Below are 17,400 nucleotides of genomic sequence, written 5' to 3'. Positions count from 1 at the left end.
CGCGCCTTTGCGCCAGTCTTCTGGTAAATTCAGCGCTACTGAGGCACTGACCCCGCGCTGGCTTTCGGGGCTCGGAATTTTCGCCGATCTAGACGGCCCACGGGCCTGTAATGGCAAGAGTCCGCGTCGGTGAATATGCGTTGACGAAGAACCACTTACCGTCAGGCGAAAAACATCCGCCTGCCAGTTCTGTCTGCATGCGCAGGCGACCCAGAGTATAAGCCCGGCCATCGGGCGTAATACCGCGAAGATGGTTATCGACCACTTCGGTATACTGGTCTTCACAGACAATCAGGTGGCCGTTCGGACCCACGGTGAGATTGTCGCCGTAATTGAACTGGTCTTTGCTCTGGCTTTCGAAAAACAGTTCGATCTGGTCGGGTTCGCCGCCAGTGCCGGGGACAAGTCGCAAGATCTGGCCGAGTTTTCCCTGGCCACCATTCGTTGAGCAGACGAATATTTCGTCTGTTCCCGTGTGGATGCCTTCACCCCTGGCGACGAGGGCGGCACCCTTTGCAGCGGCTCGGCTTCGCAGGTCGTCATTCGGCGATTCGACATCGTCGCAGTCGACCCAGCTTACTGTGTGGCCAGACCCGAGTGCCATGTCGGGGGACGTCCAGTTGCGCGTGTCCGATAGGCCCTCCACGACCATCGCCTGCAGCAGCCCGCCGTCGGCGAGGCGCCCGGGGGTGGTCGGAACGAAACGGTAGAGCACGCTGTCGTCACGATCTTCGCTTAGATAAACGATCCCCGTCCTCGGATCGACACAAGCCGCTTCGTGATTGAAGCGACCCATGGCTTTCAGGGGAACCGCATCGATCAGGCCGGTCGCTTTGGCCGGAACTTCGAACACCCAGCCATGATTTTCAGCGAGACCTTCGCCGAAACGCTGGCCCGGGCCCGTCGGTGCTTCTTCACAGGTCAGCCAACTTCCCCATGGCGTGATGCCGCCCGAACAGTTGCGGATCGTCCCTGCAAGCGAGCGGAACTCGCGCTTTACCTCAAGTGTGGTTGCATCGAGTACAATGGATGTGGTCCCGCCCGGCACGATAGCGCCGTCGCGTGTGCCGAAACCTTTGGCGAGAACGCCGCCAGCATCATCAGCCGGCACCAGTTCGTGGTTGCGGATGAGCACGATCTCGTCATTGCCAATCGAGAAACAGCCCATGCCGTCGGCCTTGTCTGGCACGGTGCAGCCATCGGTCATCGCATTCCCTAGGCTCGACAGGAGCCGGTAGGAAAAGCCGCTGGGAAGGTCGAGCATTCCTGCCGGATCGGGAACCAGTGGACCGTAATCCGCGAATGATGACGGCGCCGACGTCAGCGGAGCCGACCGGCCTGTGCAACCATTCAACAGCAACCCGGAAAAGGCCGCGCCGGTGGCACCGATGAAATTGCGGCGGTTCAGTAGCATCAAAATTCTCTCTTACCCGGTGACCGAAAACGGCCCTTTAGCGGCGATGCTAGCTATGGCCAACGCTCCTCTGAAAGGCAGCGGCATGACAACGGTTTAGTAATTCCGCGATGGGCGCGGTTAGGCATCGCTGCGGCTGGTCGCCACGAGCTAGTTAATTTTCGCGCTCATTTACGGACACGGGCTCTTTTGTCGTGATGTGGTTAGGGCTTGGGGAAGGGGTGAGCTCCCGATCCAGTTCCTTTGCTTTGCTCTCTATTTCGTCTTGGGCAATCTCGTACCGCTCATCGAACGACTTCTCCCGTTCGCAAGCTGACAGTACGAGCGGAAGCAGAATTGCAAACCGTCGCATCAGTAATTCTTCCGATAACGCACGTTCACATTGGTAGCCCCTGACCCCCCGGCTTGGCTGAGGATCGACAGGAACGGGGTCAGGCTCACTTCAAGCTGTGTCGCGGTGAACCCCCGCGCATCGGTGATGAATTCCACATAGATGTCGTCGGTCAGATACTGACCCGCGGCGAGCGCCGTCCCGCGGCCGTTGGTGTCGTCGGGCCCAAGAATGCGGAGCCGGTCTACGCCAGTTGCCGAGCGCAGCTTCCCAAGGGGATTGAGGCCGCCGCCACTGCCGCGCAGCGAGTTAAGCGAAGCTGCCAATTGCACTGCCTGTATGGTAGAAAGATTGCCGATCGAACTACCGAACAGAATGCGGGACACGATTTCGTCCTGCGGTAATCCCGGAACGCTCGAGAAGGCAATCTGCGGGTCGTAAGCACGGCCCGACACATTGACGTTGACGACGACGTCCTCGATGTCGTCCGTCGCCGTGAGCTGAATTACAGGATCGATGGCCGTACCACCGGTAAAGTCTACTCGACCTTCGCTCAATTCGAACGACCGGCCGGCAAACCCAAGCGTCCCCCGCACGAGCTCGACCTCGCCTGAAACGCGGGGTGCGGTGCTGGTTCCACCGAGCCGCATGTCGGCACTCCACTCGGATTCGAGGCCCATGCCAGATACATAGAGCTGCTCGGGAGCACGCAACGCGATATCGAGCCTCAGCTGGTCGAAGAGCCCTGGCTGTGGCTGGGCGGGCTCCTCACCGGTTATCCGCTTAGGGCCGCGCGGTGGTTTGAATCGCACGCCGGTCAGTTCGGGCACTTCGGCCGAACCCTGACGGATGATCTGGTAGCGTGTTTCTGGCAGCGTGATTTCGCCGGAGAGCAGGGCGGTTTCGCCCGCAGCCTTTGCCAGGCGCAGATTGCCTGTGGCGGTGGCCGCAAGGGCGTCGCTTCGAGCCAACCGAGCGTTGTTCAGCGTGACGTCGACGTTCATCGGATAACCGCTCGCCTCGGCAAGGCTGATAAAACCCTGCGCACTTACCGATCCGTCACCGGCCGTCGCCGTCAGACGCTCAATGGCGAAACGATCACCGGTGAATTGCCCTTCGATTGCCATGTTCGACAATCTCGTCCCATAGGTCTGGTTCTCGTAAGTAAGACTGTTCGCGCGCACGATCCCCGACAGCTGCGGACTTTGTACCCGGCCGGAGAAATCTGCCGCCACGCCGATTGGTCCGGACAGGCGTTGATCGGGCTGACCGGCGAACGAGAACAGCGTATCCGCTGGCCCGTTGTAACGGATGCCGCCATCCAGCGGAGCTGCGAGAAGCCGGGTAGTCCAGCTACCCGAGCCGGGGGGCAGCGGCCTCAGGGATGCATTCAGGCGACCGATTACGCTGCCACGACGACGCATGACCGCGCGCGCTTCACCGCCATCAGGAAGCAGCTTGCCCACGAAATTGATATCGAGCGGCTGGCTCACCGAAACCGCCGTCGTGCGGCTGAAATTCGCAATCTGCAGCCGGGCATCGGCGCGGGGGAATGCAGAAGCATTCGGCTGGTCGAAATCCAGACTGCCGGTCGCACTGCCGTTGATGCCAAGACCGGGTACGAACGCTTCGACGATTGAGAGATCGAGCGAATCCAGGCGGCTCTGTATCTTCATCCCATCGCCGTAAGTGCCGGCCAATCGAATGTTTCCGCGACCGAAATCGATCCGCGTGGGCAGCAGTTCATAGTTGTTTTCACCCGGGACGATGCGCGCCGGGCCGACTGTGGCGAATTCGACACCACGTACCCGTCCTTTGAGTGCGGCGCGCCAGAGGTCTGGCTTAAGCTCGGCATTCGCGGCGACGCGGAACGGAACGCCGCTTACCCCTTCCGCCAGAATGCGCGCCGTCCCGTTGCCATCGCGATAGTCGATCTTCGCTCGTGCCGCGGCAAGGTTGAGGCTCCCGAACGTGGTCTGGGAAAGTTGGGCATCGGCAACGACATAGGGCTGGTCATAAAGAACGATCCGTGCATCGATGATTGCCGATCCGATCGCCAAATTGGCAGGGCCGGGAAGCACGGTATTCTGAGCACGAAGGTTCACGAGTGCCTGCTGGTATTCGCCGGCTGCATCAAGCCGGACGACACCCGCAACGCCTCGACCATTGGCGTCGAGACGGCCTGCAAACGGTCCAGCCGGAGTTTGTCTAAGCGAACCGGCAAAGCCGATGCCCGCCAGATCGGCGTTGTTGATATCGAGCGTAAGCTGATCGCCCATTCCGAGCACCACATCCGCGGTAAGCGGGCCGTAATCGGTATCGCCGGTGGCGGCGAGGCGATACCCATTGGGAGCCCCGGTGATATTCGCACGTAAATTTGCCAGACCGATGCCCAGATCGGGTCGCTCTGCCGTGACAACCGCGTCGGGATCGCTGAGGGTGCCAGCCACACTCACCCCGATACGGCCATAGGCATCGGTGACGCCGTCCGCATTCAGTGCAAGTCTTCCATCGGGCGCGTAGAAACCGCTGCCCCCCGTGATGCGCGCGGCTGGGGCACGCAGGGACAGGTTCGAAAATCGGACTATTCCGTCCGGCCCATAGCGAACGTCGCTTGCCGCGACCGCATTGCCTCCGAGAAAGTCGCGCACGCCTTCGTTGAACAGGCTCGTCGATCGCGCGCGAACGCGGCCGGCCATTGCGAAGCCGCCGTCCTGCGATTCAAGATCGACATCGGTTTCGATGTTGAAGATCCCGACGCTTTCCACGCGGTAATTGTCGATCTTGCCGTCGATGGCACCGGTGTAGAGTCCGGTCGACGTATCCGCGAGCAGGATCACGCCCGCATCGATCCGGTCCGAGTGGATGCGCATATTGTCCGACAGGATGCGCGTGCCGTCGATGGCGAGGTCTCCGACCAGACGGACATTGCGCAGGGTTCCGCCAGCCACCGTGTCCAGCCCGACGATGCGGGAAACGCTGGCATCGACCGGGATCATGATCCGCTCCGCATCGACTGTCGCTTCCCCGCTGGCGCGCAGGTTCTCGAGCCCCATGTCGTTCATCAACAGGCGGTTGGCGTTGATTGCATATTCGACACGCGGCGTGGCGAATTCGCCATTGAGTGTCAGTAAGGCGCGCAGGCCACTTCCACGAAGGTTCTCGGCCATTGCCGAAGGTTTCAGCAGCACGAAGGACAGCGCCAGATCGTCGAAGCTGTTGTCCGACAGATCGACGAGGCCGTTCGTGTTCAGCCGAAATGCGTCGCTGTTCACATTGCCGTCGAGCGTAACCCGGCGCTCATCCAGGGCGGCAGACATCTGAATATTCATCACCGGGCCGAGAAGGGCTGCGGTCGGTCCTTCGAACATGCGCGCGATGCGGGTCGGGCCGCGCACGGCAAAGGTGCCGTCGCGGGCTGTGATCTGCAAACGCGCGAGCTCACTATTGGCGAGATTGGCGTCGAGGCGCCCGTTCCAGGCGTCCCAGTTGCCGGCGCCGTCAAGCTGGACCCGAAGCGGCTCGGTAAGGCCGGCCATCGCGGCGATCACCCCGTTGCCCGGGGCGTCGAGATCGAGCTTCAGATCGAGCTTGTTGTCTTCGGGGACGGCGTCGAGAACCAGCGCAATGCGATCGCCGCCTGCCCGGTTTCGGCCTGAAATTGTTGCGGCATCGAACGTCGCCTGCGCCCGGCCATCGGCTATATGCGCCTTGCCCGCGAGCGAGGCGACGCGGGGTTCACCGCTGACCGGCGCCTCGGCCACGAAGCGGTCGATCCGCAATTCGCCGATATCGATATCGTAATCGGGCAGCAAAGGGGCGTCCGACGGGGGCGTCTCGGCGAATTCCGGCAGGCGCTGCAGGGTAACCAGCCGCGATGTGAGCGAGCGGATGTCGATATGGCTGCCGATGAAGGCGAATGGGCGCCAATCCATTCGTAGTTCGGGCGATGTCAGGAAGACACCCTTCGGATCGGACAGTGACACGTCGTGCAGGATCATCTCGCCATACAGCGATCCCTCGATACGGCCGACGCCGATCTCCATGCCGTTCTCGAATTCGAGAGCGGCAATCTGATCGGCGACGAAGCGCTTGCCCGGCCCCGTGTTGAGACCAAGCAGCAAGGCTGCCACCAGGAGGACGAGGCCGCCGATGACGATACCGGCCCATTTCGCCACCTGGCGAGCACGGTTGTCATGGTGGCGGACGGTTTCCGTTTCCTCGGCCATCAGAATGCCTGCCCGATCGATACGTAAACGGCGAATTTGCTTTCGCCCGGGCGCCTGTCGAGCGGCATGGCGAGATCGATCCGCAACGGTCCGAAATTGGTATAATAGCGCCCGCCGATCCCTGCCCCGAACCGCAGGTCACTGAAATCAGGCAGCGTGTCTTCGTATACCTGGCCAGCATCGACGAATCCCACCACTCCGAAATTGCCGAACCGATAGCGCAATTCGGCTGCGGCCTCGTTGAGGCTGCGTCCCCCCAGGGGGCGGTAGATGAAGGGATCGGCGGATTCGTCCGGATCGTCTGGATCGAAATCGGGATTGTCGAGCACCACGCGCGGTCCGAGCTGCTGATAGCCGAAGCCGCGCACGGAACCGCCGCCACCGGCATAAAAACGCCGCGACGGCGCCAGATCAAATCGCTCGATGCCCTGGATTGTGCCAACACGGACGCGGCCGGCAAGGGTGATCGCGTCGGTCGGCGAGAAATAGGCCGACCCATCCAGACGTGCGCGGACGTAAGGTGTGAAACCGTCCTGCAACGAACCTTCCGGTTCGATGATCGCGGTGATCTTGAAGCCTTCGGTGGCGTCGAGCAGGCTGTTGGTCCGATCGATCCCGGCCTGGCCTATCAACCCGCCGATAAAGAAGGTTCGCCGCGACAGGTCCTGAAGGGCAAAATCATAATCCTGCTCGTTCGTACCGATCAGCTGGACGCCGTAGGCATAGGTGAAGGGCTTCTGCCAGATATTGGTCGAATCGTAACTGATCAGCGCCGAAAGCCGCCCGGTGAAGGCTTCATACGCGTCGTAATTGCTGTGCAGGGCTTCGGCCGTCGCCTGGAATGTGCGATCTCGCTGTCCGGCGTTGGACCGACGGAAGGTTACCCCGGCGCCCTGTTCCTGCGTGCCAACCATACCACGACCGATCAGGGCACCCTCGGGCGGGAAAAGGTTCCGATGGGTCCAGCTGCCCTCGACGCGGAAGCCTTGACCGGTGCCGAATCCTGCACTTCCCGCCAGAGTTCGGGGTGGGCCTGCTTCCTGCTCTACGAGAATGGTCGCGTATTCGGTGCCTTCGCCGGCCGGTTCGCCAGTTTGCTGGGGCAGTACGGATACGGTGTTGAACAGTCCTGTCGCGACCAGCGCCTGCCGCAGATCGTCGACCATGCGGCTGTCGTAGAGTTCGCCCTGCTCGAACCGGGCCAGCACGCCGACATGCTCTGCATCGAACGCCAGGTCGCCAGTGGTCTGGATTTCTCCGAAGCGCGACCGCGGGCCGGTTGTAACGGGCAGTGTATACACACCGTCGCCCGTCTCTTGGTTCAGAAGAATATCGCGCTGGCCGATTTCCGCGAAGGGATAGCCGTTTTCCGGCAGGGCAACGGCTACATTCGCCTCCGCGCCCTGAACCCGCGCCGCGACGATCGGATCGCCAGTCTTGAGAACCAGATTTTTGCGGATCAGGTCCGGGGGCTCGGTCGGATCAGCGTCGATGACGATGTCGGAAAAGGAATATCGCGGTCCCGGCAGGACATCGATCACCGCAGTAAGCGACAGTCCATCGCCTTCGCCGGTCCGATCGATTTGTGTGGCGGCGCGCGCCTCGTACCAGCCTTCCGAGGCAAGGATACGCTGCATCAAGGCGCTGTCTTCCGTCAGCCGGGCGGTGATCTGTGCGACATTCGCCGCTTTGCCATCCCCGTCTTCCAACGCGGAAAGGCTATCGAACTGGTCGTGCAGGCTGGTGGCCGTCTCTTCGTCTGCAGCGTCGAGGCCGTTGACGCGGACGGAATAGGCGATCTCCGTGGTTTCGGTATCGGTTGCGTCCTGTGCAAACTCGACAGGCTCCACGTTGAATTGATCCAGCGGGGGAAGGGGGGCGGCCAGTTCGGCATCGCGAATGGGCGCATCGCCGATTTCTTCCACTGCATCACCATCGGCGAGGGTTGGGTCGCCAAGCGGGGCGTCCTGACCCTCGGCAGGAGCAGCGCCAGCCTGTTCCTGGGCAATCCTCCGTTCGAAGTCTTCGATCGATTCCAACGGCGCGTCCAGGGCGGGATCGTTCGAAGGATCGAGTTCGGGGACGGTTTCGTCGAACTCTTCGTCGGTGATGACCGGCTCGACTTGCGGTAGGTTCGCATCGGCGGGCGGGGCCGGAACGTCGAGTTCGCTTGTCTGGCCGACCGTAGCATCGGTGCTTTGCGCCACTGCCGGAACCGCAACCAGCGCCATCGCCAGGGCCATAGCCGATGATGCACTGCGACGCGCGGGGGCACATTTGCCCCGCGGCGGTGTTTCAACAGCAAAAGGCATATCGACAACCATAGAAAGCGACCCAACGTGCAAAGCGAAGGAAGAATCCGATCAACGCCACGCGGTCAACACGCTCCCGATGAGGTCGAAAATCCCACCCTCGACATGGAGTCATCCTCCAAAGACGCGCCCGGTGCAACCGCTAAAAGCCCTTTGCAGATGCCGAAAGCCGCTTGGAAACAGATTCTTAGGCGGGTGTGGACGATGTGGGGATTCCACAATCTGTCGCTTTTGGGGGCAGGTGTGGCATTTTTTACCTTCCTTGCGCTTACTCCGCTGATAGCTGCGACCGTCATGGTTTATGGCCTGGTCGGCAATGTCGATACCGTGCATACCCAGATGCAGACGATCATCGAAGTGGTGCCGAGCGAAGTTGCTACGGTCATCGAAGATCAGCTCATGGGCGTCGTGACCGCAAATGCAGGCGTCACGGGGTTTGCCCTTGCGATTGCTCTGATATTTGCGATCTACGGCGGAATGCGTGCTGCCAACGGGCTTATCGGCGCGCTCAACATCATCAACGAGGAACACGAAACCCGTGGTTTCATTTCGCGGACCCTTCGCGCTGCCGCTCTGACACTGGCAGCAATCCTGGTGGCGTTGACCGGGTTGATCAGCAGCGGGATGTTCGCGTGGCTGCAAACGCAGGCGGGCGGACTTTTCGGCCCGGCCGCCGAATTCGCGATCAAATGCGTGACCTGGATCGCCTCGATACTGCTCGGAAGTGTAGGGTTCGCTCTGATCATGCGGTACGGGCCGGACCGCAAACCTGCCCAGTGGCGTTGGCTTGCTCCCGGTGCGATGCTTGCCACGGTGCTTTGGATAGCCGTCTCGTTCGGCTTTTCGTTCTACGTGGCCTATGTAAGCGACTACAACGCGACGTATGGGTCGCTATCTGCCATCGTTGTGTTCCTGATGTGGCTGTTTCTATCGGCCTACGGAGTCTTGGCGGGCGCCTTGCTGAATGCAGAAATCGAACGACAGACGGCAGTCGACAGCACGATAGGAACGCCGAAGCCTGCCGGCAGCCGCGGTGCGGTTCTCGCAGACGTGGCAGAGGGCGATCTCACAATCGCGCAGTGGATGGAAAAGGCCGAGCGAAGAGCTGTGAACAGGCATCTCCAGCGGGGCCGACTGAAGTCACTTGTGAAGTCGTCAGCCTAGCAAGCTTCGTATCGCAATCGAGCATGGCGGGTTACGATCATGCGTTAAACAAGGAAGGGCCCGGCATCGTGAGATGCCGGGCCCTTCCTTGTCAGATTTTATGCCAGTTAGAATTCGGCGCGGACGGTGACACCGTAGGTCCGCGGTTCGGCCAGGAAGGCCGAGTAGGTCTGCTGTTCCGCAACAAATGGCGTATTGAAGGCGACCTGCGTGTAATCGGTGTCGAACAGGTTCTGCACCCAACCTTCGACCGAGAAGCTACCGCCGATATTGGTCACGCCGATGCGTCCATTGACCACAACGAAGCCATCCTGCTCCTTGCCGTACAGCAGGTCCGACCCGGTGTTGTAATCGCTGGTCATACGGGCATTCACGAAGAAGAGGCCGCGCATGCCGCTATCACCGATGGGCGGGGTCCAGCTGAGTGACGACGTTGCCACGATTTCGGGAGCATTGGACATATTGTCGCCCGGAAGCAGGCGCAGCGCCGGATCGAGCGGCGTTCCGTCCTCGTTGCCGATCAGATTGTTGGCAAAGCTGGTATCAGCGTAAGTGAGGCCAACTGTTGCGGTGAGGTCGCGGACCGGAGACAGGTTCGCTTCGATCTCCACACCCTTGGCGACCACGCCGGGCTTGGTCCGATCGCTGGCACATGCGCCAGTCGCCGCGCTGTTGTCACGATCTGCTCCGCCCAGATCGTCCTTACAGGCGTTGATGTTCTGCACGAGGAAGACGGAACCGTTGAACGTGTTCAGCTGGAAGTTCGTGAATTCCTGACGGAACGCCGCGACGCTGACGCCGAACTGACGGGTCTGATACTTCGCACCGATTTCGAAGGCATCGACGGTTTCTTCCTCGAACTGCAAGTTCGTCGGATCCAGCGTGTTCACATTGAACGCTACCGGGGTCGTCAGCGCCGAACGGTCGAGATTGAAGCCGCCAGCCTTGTAGCCGCGCGAGTAAGAACCGTAGAACAACAGGTCCGGAGTGGCCTTGTAGCTCAGGATCGCCGTGCCGGTGAATTGATCTTCGTCACGAGTATCGGCGAGCGATACGCCGTCCAGTTCCGAAGTCGAATTGCCCTGACACGACAGCGAGATGATACCGCCTGCCAGACCAGCCAAACTCGGGACCCCAAGCAGGGAGCCCAAAAGGGCGCGGTTCTGCGGGCAAATGACGTTGTCGTTGCCGAACGACGCGTTGAAGTCCTTCGTTTCATTTGTGTAACGAAGACCCAACGTCAGATCGAGCTTGTCGGTAATGTGGACGATATTGTGAGTGAAGAGCGCAAAGTTTTCGCTCTTCTGATTGTACACATCGCCCGTGCCGCCAAGATCGTTGATCTGGGCCAGATTGTCCAAGCCGGCAAAAATCAGCGGGGTTGCGGCACCAAACGCGCCCGCACCGCCGTTCGCGGCCAGCAGCGCTGCGCGTCCACCAGCGCTTAGACATCCGGTGCTGAGTGGCGAGGCAAGCGCTGGATTGACAGCGTTCACGACGCGGCACGGAGCGAATGCTCCATATTGTGTGCCGAACCTCAGATTGTCGCGGGTCTCCAGCTTTTCATTGGCGTAGAAGCCGCCGACCAGCCAGTCGATGCGGTCATCGAGCAGCGAACCGTTGAACCGGAGCTCTTGCGTGAATGTCTTGAACTCGCGCGCACCGGCATTCGGCCCCGGAGCGCGATACAGGATATCGACCTGGGTATAGTCCGTGTCCGAACCCTGGAAGTTGGAATAGTCGCGATAGCCGGTGATCGACGTCATCGTGACGTTGCCGAAGTCCCAATTGACTTCGCCGGAGATACCGTAATCCTCGGTTTCACCCTGATAGCTACGTCCCGGCGTGACGTAGATATCGCGGTTGAACGTCGACTGGTTAAGCGCCCGCGGGTCCTGGCCGAGTGCCAATAACACCGGGATGATCGGATTGGCCGTACTGGTCAGTGCAGGCGTCAGTGATCCGGGATAGTCGAACTTTGCATCGGCTGATGTCGGAGGCAGATCATCCGACAGTCGTGCGAGCGGAGCGAAGCTTGGCTGCACAAAGGTAGCGGCGCAGCACGCCTCGTCCTTCTTCGAGTAATCACCGACGAGCCTGATGCTGAGATCCGACGTCGGCTCGAACAGCAACTGCCCGCGAATGAGGTAGCGATCGCGATCGTTCACTCTCGTGTCGTTGACGACATCGTTATAGAACCCGTCGCGCTGGAAATAGACACCGTCGACACGCGCAGCCACCGTTTCGCCCAAAGGCGCGTTGATGCCGCCTTCGACACGAATGGCATCGTAATTGCCGTAGGTGAAAGCGCCATAACCCGAGAATCCGTCCATCTCGGGTGGGGCGGTATAGATATTGATCAAACCGGCCGACGAGTTGCGGCCGCCGAGCGTGCCCTGAGGCCCGCGCAGGATTTCGACGCGATCGAGTGGTCCGAGTTCGGAGAGGGCATTACCCGAGCGTGAGCGATAGACACCGTCGATGAACACCGCGACGGAACTTTCGAGGCCTGGGTTGTCGCCAACCGTGCCGATGCCGCGGATACGGGCAGAACCGTTGGATTCGTTACCGGTCGAAGAAATGAGCAGCGACGGCGCAACCTGGTTCATGTCGCGAATGTCGGCGACACCGGATTTCTGCAGCGTTTCCGCGGTCACGGCCGAAACGGCCACCGGCACATCCGACAGGGTCTGGTCACGTCCCTGCGCGCGAACGATGATTACATTACCGTCATCGACATCCGCCGCGGCGACAAGATCGGTATCCTGTTCCGTGGTCGCCGTGTCCTGGGCCGAAGCAGCGGATGGCGCAAAGGCCATCGCCCCCGCCAGTGCTCCGAGGGCGCATTGGTGGCGTAGATTGAATCTTTTCATCGGTTTCTCCTCTCCGTGCGGGCGCGCCTTATCCGGCGCATACCCTTGCCTCGAATCTCAAGGGAAAATGCTCATTTATGTCAAGGTGCAACGGTCCAACGTGCCGGATTGTTCGTCGAATTGCGTACCGCTGTTTCGAAATTGCCGCACTAAAGCAGCCTCAATCGAGCGATCCACCGTCCGCGGCCGTTTTGCGCAGATGCTCGCTTACCGGGAGGCCATGTCTGTCAAGGCCCTCGACCACGGTATCGAAACCGATGGTCTTCGCCCAGAACATCGGTCCGCCCGTATAGAGCGGCCAGCCATAGCCATTGATCCACACCACATCGATGTCGCTGGCGCGCTGAGCCATGCCTTCTTCGAGGATCTTCGCGCCTTCGTTGACCATGGGATAGAGGAGCCGCTCGCGGATTTCGTCCTTTGAAATCTCGCGCTGTTCCTTGCCCTCCTTGGCAGCGAAATCGGCAATAATCTGCTTCACTTCGTCCGACGGCGTGCGGTTGCGCGCTTCGTCGTAGTCGTAGAAGCCCTTGCCAGCCTTCTGCCCGAAGCGGCCCGCTGCACACAGGGCTTCGCGCACGGTGGTCACCTTGCTCGGATCGCGGTGCCAGCCGATATCGATCCCGGCCAGATCGCCCATCTGGAACGGCCCCATCGGAAAGCCGAATTCCAGCAGAACGTCGTCGACATCCCAGTAATTCGCGCCTTCCATGATCAGCGCATTGGCCTGTTCCTGGCGCTTGGAAAGCATGCGATTGCCGATGAAGCCGGGGCAGACGCCGGACACCGCGGCCACTTTGCCGATCTTCTTGGACAGCTTCATCACCGTCGCAAGCACATCGTCGCGCGTTTCCTTGCCGCGCACGACTTCCAGCAGCTTCATGACATTGGCGGGCGAGAAGAAGTGCAGGCCGACGACATAGCCGGGGCGCTTGGTGGCCGTGGCGATTTCGTCGATATCGAGATAGCTGGTGTTGGAGGCAAGTATCGCGCCGTCCTTCACCACGTCGTCGAGCGTGGCGAAGACCTTCTTCTTCACGTCCATATTCTCGTAGACGGCTTCGATCACGAGATCGCAATCGGCCAGATCGTCATAGGACAGCGTCGGAGTGAGCAGGCCCATGGCGGTATCGACCGCCTCCATCGTCATGCGGCCTTTCTTGGCGGTGTTCTCGTAATTCTTGCGCATGGTGCGCGTGCCGCGATCGAGCGCATCTTCCGCCATTTCCAGGATCGTCACCGGAATGCCGGCCGACAGGAAATTCATCGTGATGCCGCCGCCCATCGTGCCTGCGCCGATGACGCCGACCTTCCTGATCGGGATCAGCGGCGTGTCCTTGGGCACGTCGTCGATCTTGTTGGCAGCGCGTTCGGCGAAGAAATAATGGCGCATGGCCGCGCTCTGCGTGCCGCCCATCAGCTTGCCGAACAGTTCGCGTTCCTTCTTCACGCCGTCGGCATAGGACAGTTCGCCTGCCGCCTTGACCGCCTCGATCGCGGCATTGGGCGCATCGAAACCGCGAATTTTGCGTGCTTGCGAGGCGCGGAAACGGTCGAACAGGTCCGGATCGCGAACGCCGTCTTCATTGGCCTTGCCTTCCGACGCGCGCGGGACCGGCTGGCCGATCTTCGATTTGGCAAAGGCGATGGCGTCTGCCTCCAGACTGTCTTCGCCCACCAGCGCATCGACCAGTCCGATTGCTTCGGCCTTCTTCGCAGGGATCGGATTTCCGCCGACCACGAGGGGGAGGGCGGCCTCCGCCCCGACAAGGCGCGGCAGGCGCTGCGTGCCAGCGGCGCCCGGAATCAGTCCCAGCTTCACTTCGGGCAGGCCGAGCTTTGCCGAAGGCACGGCAACGCGGTAATGGCAGGCCAGCGCAACCTCGCAGCCGCCGCCCAGCGCCGTCCCATGGATGGCCGCGATGACGGGCTTGTCGCTCGCTTCCATCGCATCCAGCGTTTCCGGCAGATTGGGGCCGACCGGCGGCTTGCCGAACTCGGTGATATCGGCGCCGGCAAAGAAGGTCTGACCGTCGCAGCGGATCACGACGGCCTCGACACCGTCGTCTGCCAGCGCGTCTGCGATCGCATCCTTCAGCCCGGCACGCACTGCCTGGCCGAGTGCGTTGACCGGGGGATTGTCGGATATGACGACAAGGACGTTATCGTGGCGTTCGGTGCGAATAGGGGAAGTCATGGACGGTCTCCATCGGCATAGCTGTCGGTTAGGGCGGAATAGATCAGCGTCTTCAATTGACGGCGGATCGGGTAGGTCGACGAAGGGTAGACCTGCGTCATGAATACCATGGTGATCCGTTCGACCGGATCGACGAAGAAGGCGGTCGAATAGGCGCCGCCCCAATAGAATTCGCCTTCGCTCGACGGCATTAGCGTCTTCGACGGGTCGATCACCATGGCAAAGCCAAGGCCGAAACCGGTTCCGGCACTGTTGGCTTCGGAAAACAGGCTGCTCGACATTTCGGTCAGGTCGGCATTGTTCGGCAAATGGTTGGTACGCATCAACCGTATGGTTTTCGGGCTGACGATGCGTGCGCCGTTCAGTTCTCCGCCATTCAGCAGCATGGTCGAAAACCGGTGGTAATCGGCAATCGTCCCGATCAGCCCGCCACCGCCGCTGTCGAAGGCGCCCGGCTCGTTCAGTTTGCTGGTCGCGCCGGCATTGATCATCTTGGGGGCATGGCCCGGCTGGTAGGCATAGGCATCGACCAGCCGCTCGCTTTGTCCCTCGGCCACGCCGAAATGCGTGTCTGTCATCCCCAGCGGTGCGAAGATGTGCTTTTCGAAATAATCGCCAAGCCGCAGTCCGCTGATCCGTTCGACGGCAACGCCCAGCACATCGGTGGAAACCGAATAATTCCAGCCGGTCCCCGGCGCAAACTCCAGCGGCAGCTTGGACAGCTTCTCGATAAAGGCATCGCTATCGAGGTGATCCCGGGCGAAATCGAAATTGTTCTCGCGATAGGCCGCATCGATATTGTTGCGGTTCTGCAGTCCGTATGTGAGGCCGGACATATGCGTCAGCAGGTCGATGAAGCGCATCGCGCTGGCGCGCTTTCCGGGCGCAAACGGGATCGCCCCGCCGCCGCCGGCATAGACCTTCAGGTCGGCAAATTCGGGGAAGATGCGCGCAACCGGTTCTTCCAGCGCAACCTCGCACTGCTCGACCAGCTGCATGAAAGCGATCGATGTGACGGGCTTGGTCATGCTGGCGATACGGAACAGGGCGTCATCGCGCAGTTCGCGATTGTCGTCTCCCATCGAACCTAGCTTGGTATAATGTACGGGCTGTCCGTCCCGCGCGATGACCAGCTGGGCATTGGGCAACCGCCCGCCGTCGATATAAGTCTTGGCAAGAAAGGGTGCGATTCGCGCCAGTCGCTCGTCATCGAATCCCAGTGTTCCGGCGTCTGCCAGCTCGAACATTCCTGTCTCCTCTCCGCGCATACCTATGCTTCGGTTTTGTACGAATAGCGAATTCATCTGTTCTTGCCACCCTCATACCTCAACTTCGAACACGGCTTGCGTGTCGGGGTTGGACGGGTGTAGCTTGTGCGTTGGAGAGAGAGTCGCCCGACAGAGGCGACAGCAAGAGGGGATTGGGATGAGCGAGCTTGCGCGCGCAATGGCGATCGTGTGGCCTTTTGGCTGGCGGACAGGGACCGGCAACGCTCACCGATTGCGACTTTCCCATGGCAAGCAACACCGGTGCAACAGCATCCCGACATTTCCGGGAAATAGGGTGCTCGGCATCGCCATGCGCATCTTCGTTTCATGAGCCGCGCACCCAACACCCGCAAGTTCGGGGAAAAACGCGATGCCATCGTCAATGCGGCGTCGATCCTGATCAATGATGCGGGCGTGCAGGCAACGACACTTGCGGATGTTGCACAGGCCATCGGGCTGAATGCGACCAGCGTGACCTATTATTTCCCCCGCAAGGAACAGCTCGTCGTCGCGGTCTATGACGAAACGCTCACCCTGATGGAGCGGATGGCGGCAGAGGCGCTGGAACAGGACGATCCGGCGGCTCGGCTGCGCCATTTCATCGCCGCCCATGTCACCCTTCGCAAACGCATCCGCGCGGGCGAACGAGGACTGACCACTGCATTGTCCGAAATCCGCACGCTCGACAGGGCGGCCTATGACGCGCTGATGGCTCATTACCTGCGGGTTGTGGACCTGGTACGGCGGTTCTTTGGCGATTGGGCTGACCGGGAAGAACGGGCGTTGTTTTCGGCGCGCGCCCACATCCTTCTCGAAGCGATGATGTGGTGGCCGGTCTGGTCGCTGCGCTATTCCGTTCTCGACTTTTCACGGATCGAGGATCGCCTGTTCGATATCCTCGCTTACGGTCTGCCCACGACGCGCGGACTGGTAGATCCCCAGCAACTCGTCGGCAATTGGCGCACGTCGGACGATGAACAGGCCGGGCAGAACGAAGCGTTTCTGCGGGCCGCTACGGTGACGATCAACGAGCGCGGCTATCGCGGCGCGTCGGTCAGTCGCATTGCCGAAAGCCTCAATGTGACCAAGGGCAGCTTCTATCACCATCACGAGGCGAAGGACGATCTGGTACTCGCCTGCTTCCAGCAGAGCTATGATCGCCTGTCGGCCGTCCAGATCGCCGGGCGCGACATCGAGACTGATTACTGGACCCGATTGTCGAGTGTCCTTGCCGAACTGATCGATCTGCAGTTTTTCGATGGTACGCCGCTATTGCGCACCACGGCGCTTCAGGCGCTCGATGCCGAACATAAGGAAGATGTCGTTACGCGGTCCAATCGGCTGGCACGGCGCTTCGCGGGTATGCTGATCGATGGGGTCGCGGATGGCTCGGTCCGCGCGATAGATCCGCTCGTGGCCGGGCAGGTGCTGATGTCTACGGTCAACTCGGCCTATGATGCACGGCATTGGGCGGCACGTTTCGATAAGAGCGAAGATGCGGTGAAGACCTATCTGTCGGTCATGGCGCAGGGGATGATCACGTCGTCTGCGTGAAGGTCGGTCGGTACGCCGTGCCCCCGTCGACGCCGAACGAAGATATCGCACGTTATTA

At 60.9% G+C, this 17,400-nt stretch carries 8 protein-coding genes; 2 read left to right on the top strand and 6 right to left on the bottom strand.

The features are described from left to right. Positions 1-88 precede the first annotated feature (88 nt). The 3 genes from K3177_RS14425 to K3177_RS14415 all read right to left on the bottom strand — a co-directional run bounded on the left by K3177_RS14425 (position 89) and on the right by K3177_RS14415 (position 8,217). On the bottom strand, positions 89-1,414 hold the full coding sequence (locus tag K3177_RS14425; protein WP_221598795.1) for an alkaline phosphatase PhoX: 1,326 nt from the start codon (positions 1,412-1,414) through the stop codon (positions 89-91). Positions 1,415-1,765: 351 nt separating this feature from the next. Further along, positions 1,766-5,974 carry a translocation/assembly module TamB domain-containing protein gene (locus K3177_RS14420; RefSeq protein WP_221598794.1) on the bottom strand — a complete coding sequence of 1,403 codons (4,209 nt, stop codon included), beginning with the start codon at positions 5,972-5,974 and terminating at the stop codon, positions 1,766-1,768. Continuing rightward, positions 5,974-8,217: an autotransporter assembly complex protein TamA gene (locus K3177_RS14415; RefSeq protein ID WP_247714511.1), complete on the bottom strand. Its 2,244-nt coding sequence runs from the start codon at positions 8,215-8,217 to the stop codon at positions 5,974-5,976. Before K3177_RS14415 ends, K3177_RS14420 begins: the two co-directional genes overlap by 1 nt. A 312-nt stretch (positions 8,218-8,529) precedes the next feature. Here K3177_RS14415 and K3177_RS14410 point away from each other — a divergent pair, with 312 nt between their 5' ends. Continuing rightward, a complete protein-coding gene (locus K3177_RS14410; RefSeq protein WP_420493678.1) occupies positions 8,530-9,450 on the top strand; it encodes a YihY/virulence factor BrkB family protein in 921 nt (306 codons plus the stop codon). A gap of 107 nt (positions 9,451-9,557) precedes the next feature. On the opposite strand, the gene K3177_RS14405 is transcribed toward K3177_RS14410, so the two are convergent. From K3177_RS14405 to K3177_RS14395, 3 genes are all read right to left on the bottom strand, one after another. Further along, on the bottom strand, positions 9,558-12,323 hold the full coding sequence (locus K3177_RS14405; RefSeq protein ID WP_221598791.1) for a TonB-dependent receptor: 2,766 nt from the start codon (positions 12,321-12,323) through the stop codon (positions 9,558-9,560). Between the two features lie 160 nt (positions 12,324-12,483). Continuing rightward, positions 12,484-14,520, bottom strand: coding sequence for a 3-hydroxyacyl-CoA dehydrogenase NAD-binding domain-containing protein (locus tag K3177_RS14400; RefSeq protein ID WP_221598790.1), 2,037 nt, complete (start codon positions 14,518-14,520; stop codon positions 12,484-12,486). Then, positions 14,517-15,767, bottom strand: a complete 1,251-nt coding sequence (locus K3177_RS14395) for a serine hydrolase domain-containing protein (RefSeq protein WP_221598789.1) — start codon at positions 15,765-15,767, stop codon at positions 14,517-14,519. The genes K3177_RS14400 and K3177_RS14395 overlap by 4 nt, the downstream gene beginning before the upstream one ends. A 348-nt stretch (positions 15,768-16,115) precedes the next feature. Between K3177_RS14395 and K3177_RS14390 the strand changes: the two genes are divergently transcribed. Further along, positions 16,116-17,342 carry a TetR/AcrR family transcriptional regulator gene (locus K3177_RS14390; protein ID WP_221598788.1) on the top strand — a complete coding sequence of 409 codons (1,227 nt, stop codon included), beginning with the start codon at positions 16,116-16,118 and terminating at the stop codon, positions 17,340-17,342. Positions 17,343-17,400 lie beyond the last annotated feature (58 nt).

The sequence above is a fragment of the Qipengyuania pacifica genome (genome assembly GCF_019711555.1).
In the GTDB taxonomy this organism is placed as follows: domain Bacteria; phylum Pseudomonadota; class Alphaproteobacteria; order Sphingomonadales; family Sphingomonadaceae; genus Qipengyuania; species Qipengyuania pacifica.
Note: the sequence above shows the minus strand (reverse complement) of the source record. Positions and strands in the feature narration are given on the sequence as shown.

Coding starts and splice junctions, on each gene's coding strand:
- K3177_RS14425 (WP_221598795.1), bottom strand. CDS start 1,414: ATGCTACTGAACCGCCGCAATTTCATCGGTGCCACCGGCGCGGCCTTT.
- K3177_RS14420 (WP_221598794.1), bottom strand. CDS start 5,974: ATGGCCGAGGAAACGGAAACCGTCCGCCACCATGACAACCGTGCTCGC.
- K3177_RS14415 (WP_247714511.1), bottom strand. CDS start 8,217: ATGGCCCTGGCGATGGCGCTGGTTGCGGTTCCGGCAGTGGCGCAAAGC.
- K3177_RS14405 (WP_221598791.1), bottom strand. CDS start 12,323: ATGAAAAGATTCAATCTACGCCACCAATGCGCCCTCGGAGCACTGGCG.
- K3177_RS14400 (WP_221598790.1), bottom strand. CDS start 14,520: ATGACTTCCCCTATTCGCACCGAACGCCACGATAACGTCCTTGTCGTC.
- K3177_RS14395 (WP_221598789.1), bottom strand. CDS start 15,767: ATGTTCGAGCTGGCAGACGCCGGAACACTGGGATTCGATGACGAGCGA.
- K3177_RS14390 (WP_221598788.1), top strand. CDS start 16,116: ATGAGCCGCGCACCCAACACCCGCAAGTTCGGGGAAAAACGCGATGCC.